Genomic DNA, 15,934 nt, shown 5'->3' with positions numbered 1-15,934 from the left:
GGTGCTGGCCGGAGGAAACCGTATGGACTTGCTTTTGGCAGGAGACATCGGGGGCACCAAAACCAGCCTCAGCCTTGTCAATGCCGAGGATCCCGAGCACAGCCTTTACCACTGCCGCTATGCCAGCCAAGATTACGCCAACCTCGCCCCAATGGTGGGAGAGTTTCTGGCCCAGGCTCGGCGGGAGCTGGGGCGAGATCCACAGCCTGCTGCCGCCTGTTTTGCAGTGGCCGGCCCCGTCATGGAAACAAGGGGCTCAGGGTCTGAGGGACAGACTGCCAAAGTGACCAACTTGCCCTGGGATCTGCAGTCGAGCCAATTGGCCGCAGAGCTGGGGATCCCGCGCGTAGCCTTGATCAACGACTTCAGCGCTGTGGGGTATGGCGTGCTTGCCCTCGGCGACCAGGATCTGGACACCTTGCAAGTGGGCGAGCGTCAACCGCGGGCTCCGATTGGCGTGATGGGAGCAGGCACGGGTTTGGGGCAGGCTTACCTTACCTGGGGAGAAGGGGGTTACCAAGTTCATGCCAGCGAGGGCGGTCACGTGGACTTTTCCCCGCGCACCCCTCTGGAGTGGGAGCTCTTGAGGTATTTGCAAAAACGGCACGGACGTGTCTCCACCGAGCGGGTGGTCTCGGGGCAGGGGATCGTTGCCATTTATCAATTTTTGCGGGATAGCCAGTGGGGCTCAGGAGAAGAACAGCTGCTGGCCCAAATTGAGGCTTGGGAAAAGGGAGCTAAGCATATTGACCCGGCAGCCCAAATTGCCAATGCTGCCATGGAAGCACGGGATCCTCTGGCGGTGGAGTGTCTGCGGCTTTTCATCAGCCTGTACGGGGCTGCAGTCGGGAACTTTGCCCTACACCTGTTGCCGCGCGGGGGCCTGTTCATCGCCGGGGGGATCGCGCCCAAGCTCTTGCGCCTGTTGCACGAAGGGGAGTTTTTGTCCTCGTTTTTGGACAAAGGGCGGATGCGTCCTCTCCTGGAGCAACTGTCGGTGCAGGTGGTGGTGAACGCGCAGGTGGGGCTGAGGGGAGCTGCTCGCTACGCCGCCAACCTTTGGTAGGGAGTAGCCGCTGCTACTGAGGTTGCCGCCCCGGCCCAGCAGGCGATCGCAGTAATCCCAATGGGTGCTGGAAAATCTCGCCCAGCTGCCCTTTGCCCGGATCCCAGACTTCTTCCTTGAGCCAGCAGATGGGTCAAGATGGGATTGCGCCTTTGCTTGGCTGGCCCCATACCGGAAAGCACTCCGCCTGGGGCTGCGCTATCCAACCGACAATGATTGCCACCACGCAGAGGGACTTCATAGAAACTTCATGGTTGATCCGATGAATTCAATCTTTTGGGCTTTGGGCATAGCTGTGCTGCTGGCCGTGGGCTTGGCAGCCTATCTGTTGACCGCTCGCAAATACGAGTCTCCCGCCTCTGTGGCCAAGTCTTACGACGAGTGGACTCGGGATGGGATCCTAGAGTTTTACTGGGGCGAACACATTCACCTAGGCCACTACGGCTCTCCTCCCCAACGAAAAGATTTTCTGCAGGCCAAGCACGACTTTGTTCACGAGATGGTGCGCTGGGGCGGGTTGGATCGGCTGCCTGCAGGGACGACCGTGTTGGATGTGGGCTGCGGCATTGGTGGGAGCTGCCGCATCTTGGCCCGCGACTACGGCTTTGTTGTAACCGGTATCACCATCAGTCCTCAGCAGGTGAAGCGGGCCCAGGAGCTCACCCCCCCTGATCTGCCTGTCCAGTTTCAGGTGGCAGATGCCCTCGACCTGCCCTTCCCCGATGCCAGCTTCGATGTGGTGTGGTCCATTGAGGCAGGGCCCCACATGCCGGACAAGGCCCGCTATGCCCAAGAGATGCTGCGGGTGTTGAAGCCAGGGGGAATCCTGGTGGTGGCGGACTGGAACCAGCGGGACGACCGGCAAAAGCCCCTCAACCTGTGGGAACGGCTGGTGATGCGGCAATTGTTGGATCAATGGTCGCACCCTTCCTTCTCCAGCATCGAAGGCTTTGCCGAGCAGTTGGAGGCTACTGGCCTGGTGGCGGGACGGGTAGAAACCGCCGACTGGACTCAGGAGACCCTTCCCTCTTGGCTGGATTCCATCTGGCAGGGTGTTGTCCGCCCTGAGGGCTTTCTCAGGTTTGGCTTGGTCGGCTTGGTGAAGTCCTTGCGGGAGGTACCCACCTTTTTGCTGATGCGGCTTGCTTTCGGCACAGGGCTGTGTCGCTTTGGCATGTTCCGAGCGGTGCGGGCAGCTTTTGCTCACAGCCCCAGCTCGGACTTAGCCTGTTGGGCGGCCAGGAGCACCTCCGCATCCTCAGCCTGAGACCAGTCGGGGTCGGCAATTTCGGCGTAGAACCGCTGGTCGTAGGGGCGGGTTTGCACCACCACCGGCATGGGCACGGCATGGCCCAGAATTAGGGCTTGCTGTTTGGAGTCCAACTTGGCCAGCACCGTTTTCAAGTTCTGGCTGCCCGCCACCCCTGTGAACACCGCCTCGATATCTTGGTCGTCGTTGAGGAGTGCCGTAATGCGAGTGCCCAACTGCGACATCACTTCGCTATCGATGCTGGAAGGGCGTTGATCCACCACCAGCAGCGTGACAAAGTACTTGCGCATCTCGCGGGCAATGGTGCCGAAAATGGTCTGCTTGGCTGCCCGCGGATTCAAAAAGCGATGGGCCTCCTCAATGGTGATGCATAGTTGACGGGGCCGGTCGAGGGGATTTTTGGATTGCAAGTACCGCTCCGTCTGGTGCACGTAGGCCTGGTGAATGCGGCGGGTGATGACGTTGGCAGCCAACATGTAGGAAAGCAAGTTGGACTGGGATCCAAACTCGATAACCACGTGAATGCCGCGGCTGAGGGCATCCAAAATCTGGCCGATGTAGTTGTGGGGCAGGGTGCTGCGGATGTACTTGAGGTTGTCAAGGCGGGTGAGCTTGCGCTGCAGAGCCATCATCGAGGCTTTGTTGCCCATTTTCTGTTCGCAAAACTCTTGGATCTCAGCGTTGGAAAGGCTCAAGAGGCGGCTGATCCAGTCGCGGCCAAACTCGTTGCGCAGGATGATGGCATTTTCCAAGCTGGCTTCCGATAGGTTCAGCTCCTCTGCCAACAGGGCCAGATCCTCCACCTCGATCTGGTTGTAGGCGATGAAGAGCTCCTGCGCATCCCGCACCCCTCGCCGCCGGGTGGAATCGGGATCCAGGGTATAGATCTGTACCTGACCGGGAAAGAGCTGCCGCAAGCCCTTGACGGTGCTGGCGTGTTTGTCTTCGCTGGCCGCCTCCCAGCCGTACTCGGAGTGCATGTCAAAGATCAAGTTCACCGCTGCCCGCTTGCGGATGATGCCGGCCAGGATCAGGCGGGCTAGAAAGGACTTGCCGGTGCCCGATTTGCCGAAAATGCCGTTGCTGCGCTCCACCCAGCGATCCAAGTCCAAACAGATGGGCACAGCCATGTCGAGGGGCTGGCCGATAGCAAAGTTGCGCCGCTCCGGGTCGTCTTCCCAGCCGAAGACGGTGCGAAAGTCCAGTTCCCGTGCCTCATACACTTGCGAAAAATGGGCGGGCACTGTTTTCACGGGCAGCAGCTCCATGGCGCCAGCGGAAGGGGGTTCTTGGCCGAGGGGAGCTGCCAACGCTTCTGGCCGTTCGGGATTGACCAGGGGATACAGCCTTTCCCCTTCCGTTTGCCGCGGCACCAACATCAGCATCGGGGTGAGGGCAATAATGCCGTAGGTGCCGGTACCTGCCAGCACCTCCTGCAGCAAGGTCTCTTCCGGGCGGGGGGGATTGACCAGAATTTGGGGTTGCTGGTTTCTAGGGTAACGTCAGTAAGCAGGCCAAAGAAGCGGTTGCGCTGCCCCTGGATCACCACGAATTTGCCCACCCGCAAGTCTTCTACCGAGACACCGGGATTGAGGCGAGCTTCCAGCCCTCGACTCAGGGATCCCTGAATCACGGTGGCCAAAGGTTGAGGAGGGGTCATGGCAGTGGGGGTTGGGTTCCAGATGCCTTATTCAGTTGCCCATCTGTAAGCGGGCGCTGGTGCGGGGGGCGCCATCCTGCACAATCCAGGTGCGGACGATCTCCACTTCCTCCGGCGTCCAAAAGCCCAGACGGGACAGGGGCAGCCCGCGGGCTTGAATGTAGGCAATCTCAGGGGATCCGCCGCGAGCTTGGGGGCGGTTGGGGTTATTGGCGTTGAGGATGTAGGCGTGGCGGCTCGTCCACCGGGGATTGATCAACTCGCTATTGGGATCCCCGGGCCTGACATAGGCCATCGTGGCCTCATAACTGTCCAGCAACTGGGTGCGCTGCCGTCCTGCCGGCTGATGGCAACCCACACAACTGGCTTCTAGCAGCGGTTTGACATCCCGTTCGTAGGTAAATTGCGGTTCGGTGCGAAAACTCAGCTGAATGGCCTGCTCGAGGGGCAGCCCCTCTTGGGGAGAAAGCGTGAGGGTGTAACGGGTGCTAAAGCGCAAGGGATCCCGAGGCTTAAGCAACAACTCGTCTCCCTGCACATCAAAAATAACCGCTGCCGGCGGATCCAACTGAACCGCCAGACGTTGTAGATTGGGATCCAGTGGCCGATTGAATTGCAGCCGAATGACTCCATCCACAAAAACATCCTGCTGTTCGGGGGTAGGCTGGGAAGACACCCACTCCAAAAATGCCTGACTTTGAGAAGCATTCGACTGAGGCCAAACTTGCCGATGAGACTCGATGACAAAGAACGCTGCTGCCAACAACAACAGCCCCGCCCAAGTTCGCCACCGCCGCCAATGGCGAAAGACATTTTGTACGGTCGGAGTGTTCATTGCCGCAGACCCAATTTAACTGTTGTCAGAATAGCGAACTTACCCACACTTCAGCCATTGATGAGGTACAAACTGCCAGGGATCCCCAGCGGATCATGAGGATCCCTTGTTCTGAAAAGTAGAAAGACAATGAGCACCGGAGCGAAGGGAAGAGGTCGCTGCTCCCAAGCCCCTAGAGGCCGAAAGGAATACCAAAGGCTTTACCCAAGCTGAGATGAACTCACCAGCAGGGAAAAGCGGCACAGGGAGACAGCAAATCAGTTGACCCGCTCCAGCTTGATGTTGTGGTGGCCCAGCTTGATCTCAAACTCATCTCCGGGCTTGAGGCCCATCTTCTTGGTGTAGGCAGCTCCGATCAGGAGATTGCCATTCTTATGAACCGAAACCCGGAAGGTAGGAGCGCGGCCACGGGATCCATTTTCGTCACTAGCGCCGAGATCCACGCCAACGGCCTTCAACAGGGCGTTGTTAAACTGCATCAGATTCACTCGCTCCTGACCATTCTTGGTGTAGGTGACATAACCACAGGCGCGAGCTTTTTCCTTGCGATCCGCATTTCCCATTGAAGTTACCTTGTCGAGGAGCTCTTGGCCAGTGAGTGGTTTTGGTTTACTGGTTGTAGCCATATCGAGATGGTTTTAGGGACAACTGTTAGTGTAGCCAGAAACAAACAGCGATTGCAATAGAGTTTGATCCAACTCTTCTTAATTAGAGGGAATGAGTGCGCGACTGCAATGGGATCTGAGGGCTGGTTGCGCAAAACAGCAGTGGGGAATTCCCTCTGAAGGCCAGAACCTATGGGGGAGACTTTGGCTGAAATGGGGAATGATAGGCTCTCAGGCCCTATTCTCGACAGGGTCATCCGTCCAAGTCAAAGTATCTTTGGGCGAGGGATCCCCGCTTTGCCGCCGGAATTGAGCAAAAGCAGGGAAACTGGAAACAAGGCTGTTTGCGTGTCACTCAATATGGATCCCTTTTGGTCGGGGCGGCGTCTCCTCATTGGGGTGAGCGGGGGGATTGCTGCTTACAAAACGGCAGCTTTGGTGTCTGCTCTGGTGCAGCAGGGAGCAGAGCTCAAGGTGGTTTTGACAAAAGCTGCGGAACATTTTATTTCTCCTTTGACTTTTGCCACCTTGTCCCGCCAGCCGGCTTTTACGGATGCCGCCTTTTGGCAAGCAACACGAGGACGACCGCTGCACATCGAGTTGGGGGAATGGGCGGAGGCTCTCCTCATTGCACCCTTGTCGGCCAACACCTTGGGCAAGTTGACTCATGGGCTGGCGGATAACTTGCTCACCAATGTGGTTTTGGCTTCCCGGTGTCCGGTGGCGGTGGCACCGGCTATGAATACGCAGATGTGGAAGGCGGAGAAGGTGGCCGAGAATTGGCAGCGGCTACACCAGGATCCCCGTTTTTGGGCCTTGCCGACGGCCAGTGGCCGCCTGGCCTGTGATGCGGTGGGGGAAGGGCGCATGTTGGAGCCGGAGGCGCTGCAGGAGATCGTGCGGGCTTTGCTCTGGACAGGGGGAAAAAGATTGGCAAGGCAAGCGGGTGTTGGTGACGGCGGGGGACACGGGAGCCCATTGACGCGGTGCGTTTTATCGGCAATCCGGCCAGTGGTCGGATGGGCGTGGCATTGGCGGTGGCGGCGGCCTGCCGAGGAGCGACGGTGACGCTGGTCCATGGGCCGTTGGGGATCCCCTTTGATCCAGCGCCCTTCGCCATTCGGGCCATTCCGGTGGAGACGGCAGCCCAACTGGAGGCGGCTTTGCAGGCGGAATTTCCCCAGGCGGATCTCTTGTGGATGGCTGCTGCTGTGGGGGATGTGCGCCCCTCTCAGGTTTACGCGGGGAAGCTGCCCAAAGCCGATCTACCCCAGATGTTGCCGTTGGAGCCGATCCCTGACCTGGTGGCAGCCCTGGCCCGCCACAAACGCCCTGGCCAGCGCCTCATCGGCTTTGCCGCCCAAAGTGGGGATCCCTTGCCGCCGGCCAGAGAAAAGCTCCGCCAGAAGGGCCTGGATGCTATTGTGGCCAACCCCATCGACCAGCCGGACAGCGGCTTCGGCAGCAGCCACAACCAAGGCTATTGGATCCCCCAGCAGGGAAGTCCAGAGCGGATCCCATTGGCAACCAAGCCAACCCTGGCCCACCGGCTGCTGGATCTGGCCCGGCAATTGGAGTTGGGCTACTTTAGGTCGTGTTGATCTTATGTTAGGATAGAGAGAGTAATTTATAGAGGAAAGAGGATGAAGTTGGTTTTTTTAGATGAAAACAAATGGCAGAAGATATTGGCTTTTTTACAGACAGAAGAGAGAGTTAACATTGGGAAAGAAGCAAACTGCAAACAGTTTATTGAAGCAGTTCTTTGGATAGCCCGTTCCGGTGCTCCTTGGCGCTACCTCCCAGAAGGATATGGCAAATGGTACACCATCTATCAAAGATTCCACCGGTGGAGTCGTTTTGGAGTGTGGGAACGGATGTTCAAGTATTTTATTGACGACCCTGATTTAGAGCATCTCATTATTGATTCAACCACGGTTCGAGCGCACTCCTGTGCTGCCGGAAAAAAGGGGAGCAAGCTTTGGGGAGAAGCCGAGGCGGATACAGCACCAAGATTCATGTGAGTGTAGATGGGTTGGGAAATCCGCTGGAATTGAGAATAACTGGCGGAGAAAAGAGCGATATTACTCAAGGGGAAGAATTGATAGAGGGCTGGCAGAGAAAGGATACCAAAGTAATTGGGGATAAAGGATATGATGCGGATAAGTTGATTAAGAAGATAGGGGAAGCTCAAGCGGTTATTCCGCCTAAAAGGAATAGAAAGACGCAGCGGCATTATGACAAGCATCTGTATAAAGAGAGGCATTTAATCGAATGCTTTTTTCATAAGTTAAAGCAGTACCGGCATCTATGTTCTCGTTTTGACAAATTGGCCAGGAACTTCTTGAGTTTTCTCTATCTCGTCAGTGCTCTCTTTTGGCTCAAATGAAAGATCAACACAACCTAGTTAAACTCCCTCTCCCTCTGGAAGAGGGGCCGGGGGTGGGGGCTGTGCGGTACAGAACGCTAAACTTCCCGGAATAGCTGTTCGCGAACTGCCTCAAGAACCTGTGTAAAGCCACAGGGGCAAGCCCGAGGTGCTCACTTCAAACTGCAGACGGGCCAAGGCTTCTGCTGCCGGCAGAAATCGAGACCAACCTCTGCGCCGCGGGAGCAGGTCGTAGAACTTCGCATCCGTCGGCAAACCCGCCAGCTCTGCCGCCCAAAGGCGGGCATCTTCTTCTGTGCCCAAGCGATCCACCACACCCAAGTGAAGGGCCTGCTCTCCGCTGAAAATGCGACCATCGGCAAAAGTTTTGACCACATTCAAACTTAACTTGCGGGCAGCGGCAACCGTCTGCACAAACTGGCCGTAGGTAATGTCGATCAATTCTTGCAGGATGTTTCGCTCTTCCGGGGTTAGCTCGCGATCAAACGAGAGAATATCTTTGTAGGGGCCAGACTTAATCACCTTAAATGAAATCCCCACCTTATCCAGGAGGCGTTCGATATTATTGCCTCGAATGATCACGCCAATGCTACCGGTGATCGTTCCTGGGTTGGCGACAATTTTTTCGGCTCCCATGGCAATATAAACCCCCCCAGAGGCGGCAATGTTGCCAAAGCTGGCGACAATACGGGTGCCCTTTTTCTCTCGCAAACGCAAGAGGGCATTGTAGATTTCTTGGGAGTCGGCCACCGTCCCACCTGGACTATCGATGCGCAGCACCACAGCAGGGATCTGGTTTTCTTCCACCTCTTTCAGGGCCTTGAGAACCCGCTCGCGAGTTTTGCCATCAATGGCCCCTGCCACCTCAATGCGACCGATTTGCCGGCGCAAACCACCCAAGAATAATCGCTTCAGCATGGAAAAGAACTGGATAGGGATAAGTGCATATTCTGTATCATGAATGGCGGCTCATGGCTTGGTCAACCAGTTGCCTAGACGTTGCCATACACCGGGATCACCGCCCCTCGCAGATCCCGCGCTGCTTCTGAGACCAAAAAGGCGATCACCTGCCCGATGGACTCTGGCTTGACCCACAGCTTGGCTCGCTCGGATCCCATGGCAGCTCGGTTGGCCGGCGTGTCGATGATGCTGGGCAGGATGACGTTGGCTGTGATGTCTGTGCCTTGGGTTTCGGCGGCAATGGTGCGGGTCAGGGCCACCACCCCCGCTTTGGAAGCGCAGTAGGCGGCCAATTGCGGGCCCGGCTCCACCGCTCCTCGGGATCCCACCGTTACAATCCTCCCATAGCCCTGTTGCCACATTCTGCGCAGGCTGTGCTTGCAGGTCAGGAATGTGGTGGTGAGGTTGAGGTCGAAGTCGCGATACCAGTCCGCCAAGCTGTACTCGTGGGTGGGGCCCATGGCAAAGCCCCCCACCAGGTGGATCAGCCCATCCACGCGGGGTAGGTCGGCAATGACGCGGGCAACCGCCGCCTCATCTGTTAAATCCACTTGCACAAAGCGAACCCGATCCAGAGCATTGGCCGGCAGGCGCTCCCGCAAAATGGCAAGATCTTTCTCTTGGCGATAGGTCAAGGTCAGCTCTGCGCCGCTGGCCAGCACCACGGGAACCACCCCCAAACCCAGCCCGCCTGTGCCGCCGGTCAAGAGGATTTGCTTGCCTTGGTTGCTTTGCATGGATGCACCTGCATTGGCGAAGGGGATCCAAAACAAATTGGGAGGGGAGTGCAAAAAAACTCAGAGGATTTTGAGATCCATCCAACTGAGCTTCCCTCTCTTACCCTACCCTGGTTCCTGCTCCTCTTGAGGAACAACAGCCCTTTTGGGCGCTTTCTCTAGCAACAGATCGCTCAAGGCCAGCCAGTGGGGCAGATCCAGCTCTTCGGCGCGGGCATCGGGGTTGAGGCGGAGCTGAGCCAAAGCTGCTGCGACCACCTCTCGCTCCACCAAGCTTCCCAGGGCATTGACGAGCTTCTTGCGACGGGTGGAGAACCCCTGCCGGAGGAGTTGGTGAAACCAGCGGGGATCCCGGGCGGGGGTGGGGGCGGGCGGGGGTGAGGCGAATCACGGCAGATTCCACCTTGGGGGCTGGCTAAAGCGGTTGGGGCACCCTGCAGATCAGCTCGCAATCGGCCAAGTAGCGCGTCCGCAGGCTGAGGGCACCATAGGCTTTGCTGCCGGGGCTTGCCTGAAGGCGCTCTGCCAGCTCTTTTTGCACCAGAAGGACAATGCGCTCGAACTGCCGAACTGGCTGGGCTGGGGATCCGAGCACCTTTTCCAAAATGGGGCCGGTCAGGTTGTAGGGGATATTGGCCACCAGCAGGCGGGGTTGAGGAGGCAGCGGCAGGCGGAGAAAATCTCCCTCCAGCAGGTGAAAACGGGGTTGGCCGGCGAACCGTTTTTGCAGCAGTCGGCACAGATCCCGGTCGATCTCCACCGCCACCACCTGGGCGCCCTGGGCCAGCAATCGCCGCGTCAGTTGGCCGGTGCCGGGGCCGATCTCCAGCACCCAAGTGGGATCCGCCCCTCTCTCCAGATCATTCAACTGGGCAGCCCGCAAAATCGCCTCGTGAACAGCGGGATCCTTGAGCCAATGCTGACCAAACCGTTTACGAGGATAGGGCATGGGGGAATGTTCGCGCAGTGCTGCGCCGCAACCGAGAGGTACCCAGAGCGGTTGAAGGAGAAATGGCCGGGTGGGTCATCGCTGGACTGAGTTGGGAACAGAAATCAAGGTGGGATCCGCATCCTCAGGTCTATCTCGGGCGGGTTGAGCAGGGAGCGCCTCTGGGTTCGGATCCCCGCTCAGGAGCGGCTTGCGGTAGAGGGGCACCGTAAAGGTGACGGTGGATCCCAGCCCTTCGCCCAAGCTGTAGAAATTGATCTCTCCTCCCATCGCCTCCACCAGGCGTTGGCTGATGGCCAGGCCCAAGCCCGTCCCCCCATATTGGCGGGTGGTGGAACCATCCACCTGTGTGAAAGCCTGAAACAGTTTTTGCTGCTTTTCCAGCGATACCCCGATCCCTGTGTCGATGACGCGGATGCGGGCCAAACCCGGGTTGCCGGGCAGGATATCCGCTCGCACGGTTACCGAGCCCTTGGGGGTAAACTTGATGGCATTCCCCACCAAATTGAGCATCACCTGCAACAGACGCTGATAATCTCCCAAGAGCAAAATCTGATCTGCAGTGTTGGGCAAGTGAAAGCTCAGTTGTAAGCCCTTTTGGCTGGCCTGCAAGCTGGTCTTGGCCTCCACATCCTTAAACAAGGCTCGCAGGTCGCAGGGCTGGAACTCCAACTGCATTTTGCCCGCCTCGATCTTGGCGATATCCAGCACATCGTTGATCAGGGCCAACAGGTGCAGGGCAGAGCGATAGGCCTCCTGCAAGAAGTCCAGCTCCTCTTCGCGGTTTTCGGCCATCCCGTCCAGCACCAGCTTGATAAAGCCGATGATCCCGTTTAGGGGGGTGCGCAGCTCGTGGGAGGTGTTGGCCAGGAATTGGCTTTTCAGTTGGTTGGCCGATTCTGCTTGGGCACGGGCCTGCTCCAGCTCCTTATTTTTCTGGCGCAGCGTCTGGTTGGCTAACTGCAAGCGGGTTGCCAGTTGGCGACTTTGATCCAGCAAAATGGCGTGGGCAATGGCTGCGCCCAGGTAGGTGGCAATGCTCTGGAGCACCTGAATGTGGCTTGGCTGCCAAACAGGAACCCTGTTCGGATCCAGCATTTCCAGCCAGAGCAGGCTGTTGGCGTAGCCCTGGTAAGACATGGCAATGGCCAGATGTCGCCCCGCCTCCACCGGCTCTTCCTGTCTGAGGGCCTGCAACAAATGGGGGTAATCTGCCAGCCGCAGGGTCTGGTTGAGGAGGGAGGGATCCCCAGGATGGCGGCGGTACTCGGCATTGACCGTGAGGGAGTCCTGCCCCACCTCGTAGAGGGCCATTAGGCAGCGGTCTACCCCAAACAGTTGCCCCAACTGCTCCACGGTCTGCTGGCACAGTTGCCGGATATCCAGGGAATGCCGGATGTTGCGCACCAACTGCGTCGTGATCCCCTGTACCGGGTCGGCCAGGACAGGATGGGGCTGGCTGTTGGGGCTGCTGGCTCCTCCGGCCAGCGCAAAAGGCGTGGCCCCCAGCAACTTGCCCACCACCGAAATCGCCACCACCTCCCCTTCCATGTCCCGTACAGGGTTGAGCGAAAGATGGAGATGCAACTTGTAGCGGGGCGAGAGCACCTGGCATTCGTAGGAGAGGGGATCCCCGCTTGCAAAGACCTGGTTGAGCTTGGCTTCGTACTCTCCAGCGTTGGCCACCTCCCAGATTTGCTGTCCGCTCACGATGTGCTGAGGGTGGATGCCATATTTCTCGGCATCTTCCCAGTAAAAACTCCAGAAGCGCCTCTGGCGATCCTGCGTGTAGAACATCGGAGTGGGTCGGAGGGCGCCCATTTGGGATGAAGCCACCATTGCGCTAGGGGAACGTAGGCCAAAACTCAGGTTTTTCCAGAGGAAGCCGGGCTGGCCGGATCAGAGGCCGGGCGGGTTAGTGGGGCAGAGTCCTTGTTGAGGCGGGCGAAGATCATGCGGCCTGCTGAGGTTTGAATGGCGCTGGTCACAACCACAGAGCGGGTTTTGCCCACAGAGCGCTGCCCTTCTTCCACCACCACCATGGTGCCGTCTTCCAAGTAGCCTACCCCTTGACCTGGCTCTTTTCCTTCGCGGGTGATCTTGATATCAAAGCTGTCGCCGGCAACATAGATGGGCCGCAGCGCCTCGGCCAACTCATTCACATTCAGCACCTTGACCCCCTGCAGAGCCGCCACCTTCTTCAGGTTGTAATCGGTGGTGAGCAGCGTTCCCCCCACGGTTTGGGTGAGGCGCACCAGCTTTTCGTCCACAGTGCTCAGATCCGGATAGTTGGCTTCGTGAATGACGAAACGATCGGGGTAGGCCTCTCGCAAAGACTGCAGGGTATCCAAGCCTTTGCGGCCCCGCTCTCGTTTTTGGGCATCGGCTTTGTCGGCAATGGTCTGCAATTCCGTCAGCACAAAGCGAGGAACCACCAGGGTTCCTTCCAAAAAACCTGTCTCGATTAACTGAGCCACTCGGCCATCGATGATGGAGCTGGTGTCCAAAACCTTGGCCGTGGCAGCCACCACATTGCCCTCCGCCCAGAGGGCTGCCTGCAAAGCATAGTTGGGGTTAAACAGCCGCAGCAGCGAGGGGCCGTGGGTATCGGCCAGGCTGACCCCCAGATAGGCAAAGGCCAAGCTGAAAAAGACCGAAGCCAGTGGCTCGAGGAACCTATTGAGTTGGGGGGGGCAGGGGCAGCAAGTACACAGGAGCCATGGCCAGATTGGCAATCACCAAGCCGATCACCAACCCCACCGAGCGGCTGATCAACACGTCCGGCGGCAAGGAGCGCACATTGGCCTCGAAGCGACGGTAGCTCCAGCGCACCAGGGATCCCAAAGCCAGTCCTGCCAGCAGGCCAAAGCCGCTGGTGACGACACGGGCTCCTTCCACATTGGCCCCCTGAATGGCGGCAGGAGGGAGCAGATCCAGGCCATAAAACCCGAGGCCAGCTCCCGCCAACATGAAGATCATGACCAGTAAAGCGTCTAGCATAAGGAAAAAGACGGCCCTGCTGAGTGGGTGATGCTGCTGGGAATAGGCAAATCTGCTTCCTACTCATTCTAGTCGTCTGGCGTTGGAGGGATCCGGACAACCCAACCAGCCCTCCCCCAGAAGGATTCAGACTATGCTGAAATCATAGCGATCCCTTGCCGACTTGAGGGGTCTGTGGAGAAACCGCTACAATCCAAATCTCAACGAGGCTAAAAGCAACCATGGCACAAGCACTGGAACTCAATACCGAGAACGTCGAGAAAGTCCTGAACGAGCTGCGTCCTTACTTGATGGCCGATGGGGGCAATGTGGAATTGGTGGAAATCGATGGCCCGGTGGTCAAGCTGCGCCTGCAAGGGGCCTGTGGAGCCTGCCCCAGCTCAACCATGACTTTGAAGATGGGCATTGAGCGCAAGTTGCGGGAAAGCATCCCCGACATTTTAGAAGTGGAGCAGGTATTCTGAGGGGCCCTGTAGGTTTTTGTGAGATTCCTTTAGGGTTCTTTATCATGTGTTGGATTATGTGCCTTGATAAATAGCCTCGGGTGGCTCTCTGCTCCCCACTTCTTTCTTCTGTGCCTTCTTCAGAGCTAGCGCATGTCTGTTCTCCTCTCCATCGCCATTCTCGCCCTGCTGATCCTGGTGCATGAGGCAGGCCATTTTGCGGCAGCCAAACTCCAAGGGATCCATGTCAACCGCTTCTCGCTGGGGTTTGGGCCGGTGCTGTGGCGATACCAGGGCAGGGAGACAGAGTATGCCATTCGCGCCCTGCCGCTGGGGGGCTACGTGGGCTTTCCTGACGAGGATGAACATTCTCCCTACCCGCCCGACGACCCGGATCTGCTGAAAAACCGCCCCGTGCTGGATCGCCTGGTGGTGATGAGTGCAGGGGTGATGGCCAACCTGCTCTTCGCCTATCTGGTGCTGGCGTTGATGTTCGCCTCGGTGGGGATCCCCTCGGTAACGCGCATCCATCCCGGCATTCTCATCCCTCAGGTGATGCCCGATAGCCCGGCGGAGCAGGCCGGCCTGAAGGCAGGGGATGTGGTGTTGCAGGCAGCTGATCGCGATTACAGGGGGATTGCCGACGAGACGGCGGCCTTGGCAGCTCTGAACGATTTTCAGGTGCTGATCCGCAGCAGCGAGAACCGGGCCATTCCCCTGGAGGTGCAGCGTGGGGAAGGGGATCCCCTGCAGTTGACGGTGATCCCGGCGGCGCGGGGAGAGACGGTGGCCATTGGGGTGACCTTGGCCCCCAATCAAGAGGTGACCTTGCGCCCCGCCCAGAGCGTGGCCGAGATCCTCACGGAGGCGGGAAATGCCTACCAGCGGGTGGTGATGCTCAATCTGAACGGCCTGCAGCAGTTGGTTCAGAATTTCCAAAGCACGGCTGCTCAGGTCTCCGGCCCGGTGGGGATCGTCAAGATTGGGGCGGATCTGGCCCGCGATGACGCCGCCAGCCTGTTTAATTTCACCGCTTTGATTAGCATTAACCTGGCCTTTCTCAACCTGTTGCCCTTGCCCGCCTTGGACGGGGGACACATTGCCTTTTTGATCCTGGAGGCGATTCGCGGCAAACGGCTGCCCAAGCATCTGGAGGAGCGGGTGATGCAGACGGGCTTGGTGTTGTTGCTGGGATTGGGGGTGGTGCTGATCTTCAAAGACACCCTCGCCATTGTCACCGGGTCGGGCTAGGGGAAGATGGCCAGCAAACGGGCCTTGCGCCAGCGAGCTTTGGAGATCCTGCTCCGGCTGAAGCGCCACTACCCCAACTCCACCTGTGCCCTCCACTACCGGACGCCGCTGCAGCTCTTGGTGGCAACCATCCTCTCGGCTCAGTGTACGGATGAGCGGGTGAATCAGGTAACGCCAGAGCTGTTTCGTCGCTTCCCGGATGCCCAGGCCCTGGCGACAGCGCCGCGAGAGGAGATCGAGGCTCTCATCCATTCCACCGGCTTCTATCGCAACAAGGCCAAACACATTCAGGAAGCCTGCCGCAAGATCTTGAGCGATTTCGGTGGCCAAGTGCCCCGCACCATGCCGGAGCTGCTCACCCTACCCGGTGTGGCCCGTAAGACGGCCAATGTGGTGCTGGCCCATGCTTTTGGCATCCATGCCGGGGTTACCGTCGATACCCATGTCAAGCGCCTCAGCCGCCGCCTCGGCCTTACCGAGCATGAGGATCCCGTGCGCATCGAAAAGGATCTGATGCAGTTGTTGCCGCAGGCGGATTGGGAGAACTGGTCTATCCGTCTGATCGACCACGGGCGGGCCATCTGCACTGCCCGCAGGCCTCTGTGCCAGCAATGTTTTTTGGCGGATCTCTGCCCCAGCGCTCCTCTTCTGGGATCGGCTGCACCGGCCGAGAAAACGGATAAAAAAGCTACAAAAGCCTCGCCGGCCTGAGATGATGGTTTCTAGGCGCCCCGCGTGGCTGAGCCCCCCATTCTTCCGGCGCTTGTTTTGG

At 58.5% G+C, this 15,934-nt stretch carries 11 protein-coding genes and 4 pseudogenes; 7 read left to right on the top strand and 8 right to left on the bottom strand.

The genetic code is table 11. From position 1 onward, the window contains the following. Nucleotides 1-22 precede the first annotated feature (22 nt). Nucleotides 23-1,066: a glucokinase gene (locus NW805_RS00225; protein ID WP_414421275.1), complete on the top strand. Its 1,044-nt coding sequence runs from the start codon at nucleotides 23-25 to the stop codon at nucleotides 1,064-1,066. 262 nt (nucleotides 1,067-1,328) lie between these two features. After that, nucleotides 1,329-2,333, top strand: coding sequence for a methyltransferase domain-containing protein (locus NW805_RS00220; RefSeq protein ID WP_414421274.1), 1,005 nt, complete (start codon nucleotides 1,329-1,331; stop codon nucleotides 2,331-2,333). On the opposite strand, the pseudogene NW805_RS00215 reads toward NW805_RS00220, so the two are convergent. From NW805_RS00215 to NW805_RS00205, 3 genes and pseudogenes are all read right to left on the bottom strand, one after another. Further along, nucleotides 2,270-3,996, bottom strand: a pseudogene (locus NW805_RS00215) (helicase HerA domain-containing protein). The gene NW805_RS00220 and the pseudogene NW805_RS00215 overlap by 64 nt on opposite strands. Before the next feature lie 31 nt (nucleotides 3,997-4,027). Then, a complete protein-coding gene (locus NW805_RS00210) occupies nucleotides 4,028-4,831 on the bottom strand; it encodes an Ig-like domain-containing protein (protein ID WP_414329004.1) in 804 nt (267 codons plus the stop codon). Between the two features lie 257 nt (nucleotides 4,832-5,088). Continuing rightward, a complete protein-coding gene (locus NW805_RS00205; protein WP_011432615.1) occupies nucleotides 5,089-5,457 on the bottom strand; it encodes an AbrB family transcriptional regulator in 369 nt (122 codons plus the stop codon). Between the two features lie 339 nt (nucleotides 5,458-5,796). Between NW805_RS00205 and coaBC the strand changes: the two are divergent. Both coaBC and NW805_RS00195 read left to right on the top strand, forming a co-directional pair. After that, nucleotides 5,797-7,037 (top strand): annotated as a pseudogene (gene coaBC, locus NW805_RS00200) (bifunctional phosphopantothenoylcysteine decarboxylase/phosphopantothenate--cysteine ligase CoaBC). 42 nt (nucleotides 7,038-7,079) lie between these two features. Beyond that, nucleotides 7,080-7,822 (top strand): IS5-like element ISSoc13 family transposase gene (locus tag NW805_RS00195; RefSeq protein ID WP_414421273.1). Its coding sequence is split into 2 segments (ribosomal slippage): nucleotides 7,080-7,398 and nucleotides 7,398-7,822, totalling 744 coding nucleotides; the frame shifts between segments, so codons are not numbered across the junction. A gap of 111 nt (nucleotides 7,823-7,933) precedes the next feature. Here the strand turns inward: NW805_RS00195 and sppA are convergent. The 5 genes and pseudogenes from sppA to NW805_RS00170 all read right to left on the bottom strand — a co-directional run bounded on the left by sppA (nucleotide 7,934) and on the right by NW805_RS00170 (nucleotide 13,468). Continuing rightward, nucleotides 7,934-8,740, bottom strand: coding sequence for a signal peptide peptidase SppA (gene sppA / locus NW805_RS00190; RefSeq protein ID WP_011432617.1), 807 nt, complete (start codon nucleotides 8,738-8,740; stop codon nucleotides 7,934-7,936). A gap of 74 nt (nucleotides 8,741-8,814) precedes the next feature. Continuing rightward, the gene (gene fabG, locus NW805_RS00185) at nucleotides 8,815-9,519 is read right to left on the bottom strand and encodes a 3-oxoacyl-ACP reductase FabG (RefSeq protein ID WP_414373529.1); all 705 of its coding nucleotides are present in this window, start codon (nucleotides 9,517-9,519) and stop codon (nucleotides 8,815-8,817) included. 105 nt (nucleotides 9,520-9,624) lie between these two features. Further along, nucleotides 9,625-10,468 (bottom strand): annotated as a pseudogene (rsmA, locus tag NW805_RS00180) (16S rRNA (adenine(1518)-N(6)/adenine(1519)-N(6))-dimethyltransferase RsmA). 75 nt (nucleotides 10,469-10,543) lie between these two features. Further along, on the bottom strand, nucleotides 10,544-12,289 hold the full coding sequence (locus tag NW805_RS00175) for a sensor histidine kinase (RefSeq protein WP_414421272.1): 1,746 nt from the start codon (nucleotides 12,287-12,289) through the stop codon (nucleotides 10,544-10,546). Nucleotides 12,290-12,333: 44 nt separating this feature from the next. Then, nucleotides 12,334-13,468 (bottom strand): annotated as a pseudogene (locus NW805_RS00170) (PIN/TRAM domain-containing protein). Between the two features lie 221 nt (nucleotides 13,469-13,689). Between NW805_RS00170 and NW805_RS00165 the strand changes: the two are divergent. The 3 genes from NW805_RS00165 (at nucleotide 13,690) to nth (ending at nucleotide 15,873) form a co-directional block, all read left to right on the top strand. Beyond that, complete coding sequence (locus tag NW805_RS00165; RefSeq protein WP_011432622.1) at nucleotides 13,690-13,932, top strand: NifU family protein; 243 nt, start codon at nucleotides 13,690-13,692, stop codon at nucleotides 13,930-13,932. 132 nt (nucleotides 13,933-14,064) lie between these two features. Further along, the gene (gene rseP, locus NW805_RS00160) at nucleotides 14,065-15,162 is read left to right on the top strand and encodes an RIP metalloprotease RseP (RefSeq protein ID WP_414421271.1); all 1,098 of its coding nucleotides are present in this window, start codon (nucleotides 14,065-14,067) and stop codon (nucleotides 15,160-15,162) included. A gap of 6 nt (nucleotides 15,163-15,168) precedes the next feature. Continuing rightward, nucleotides 15,169-15,873: an endonuclease III gene (nth, locus tag NW805_RS00155; RefSeq protein WP_414421270.1), complete on the top strand. Its 705-nt coding sequence runs from the start codon at nucleotides 15,169-15,171 to the stop codon at nucleotides 15,871-15,873. The last annotated feature ends 61 nt before the right edge of the window (nucleotides 15,874-15,934 follow it).

Origin of the sequence: Synechococcus sp. W60.1 (assembly GCF_047461575.1) — a bacterium.
Classification (GTDB): Bacteria; Cyanobacteriota; Cyanobacteriia; order Thermostichales; family Thermostichaceae; genus Thermostichus.
The sequence above is the reverse complement of the archived record's forward strand: the minus strand, read 5'-3'. Positions and strand labels throughout refer to the sequence as shown.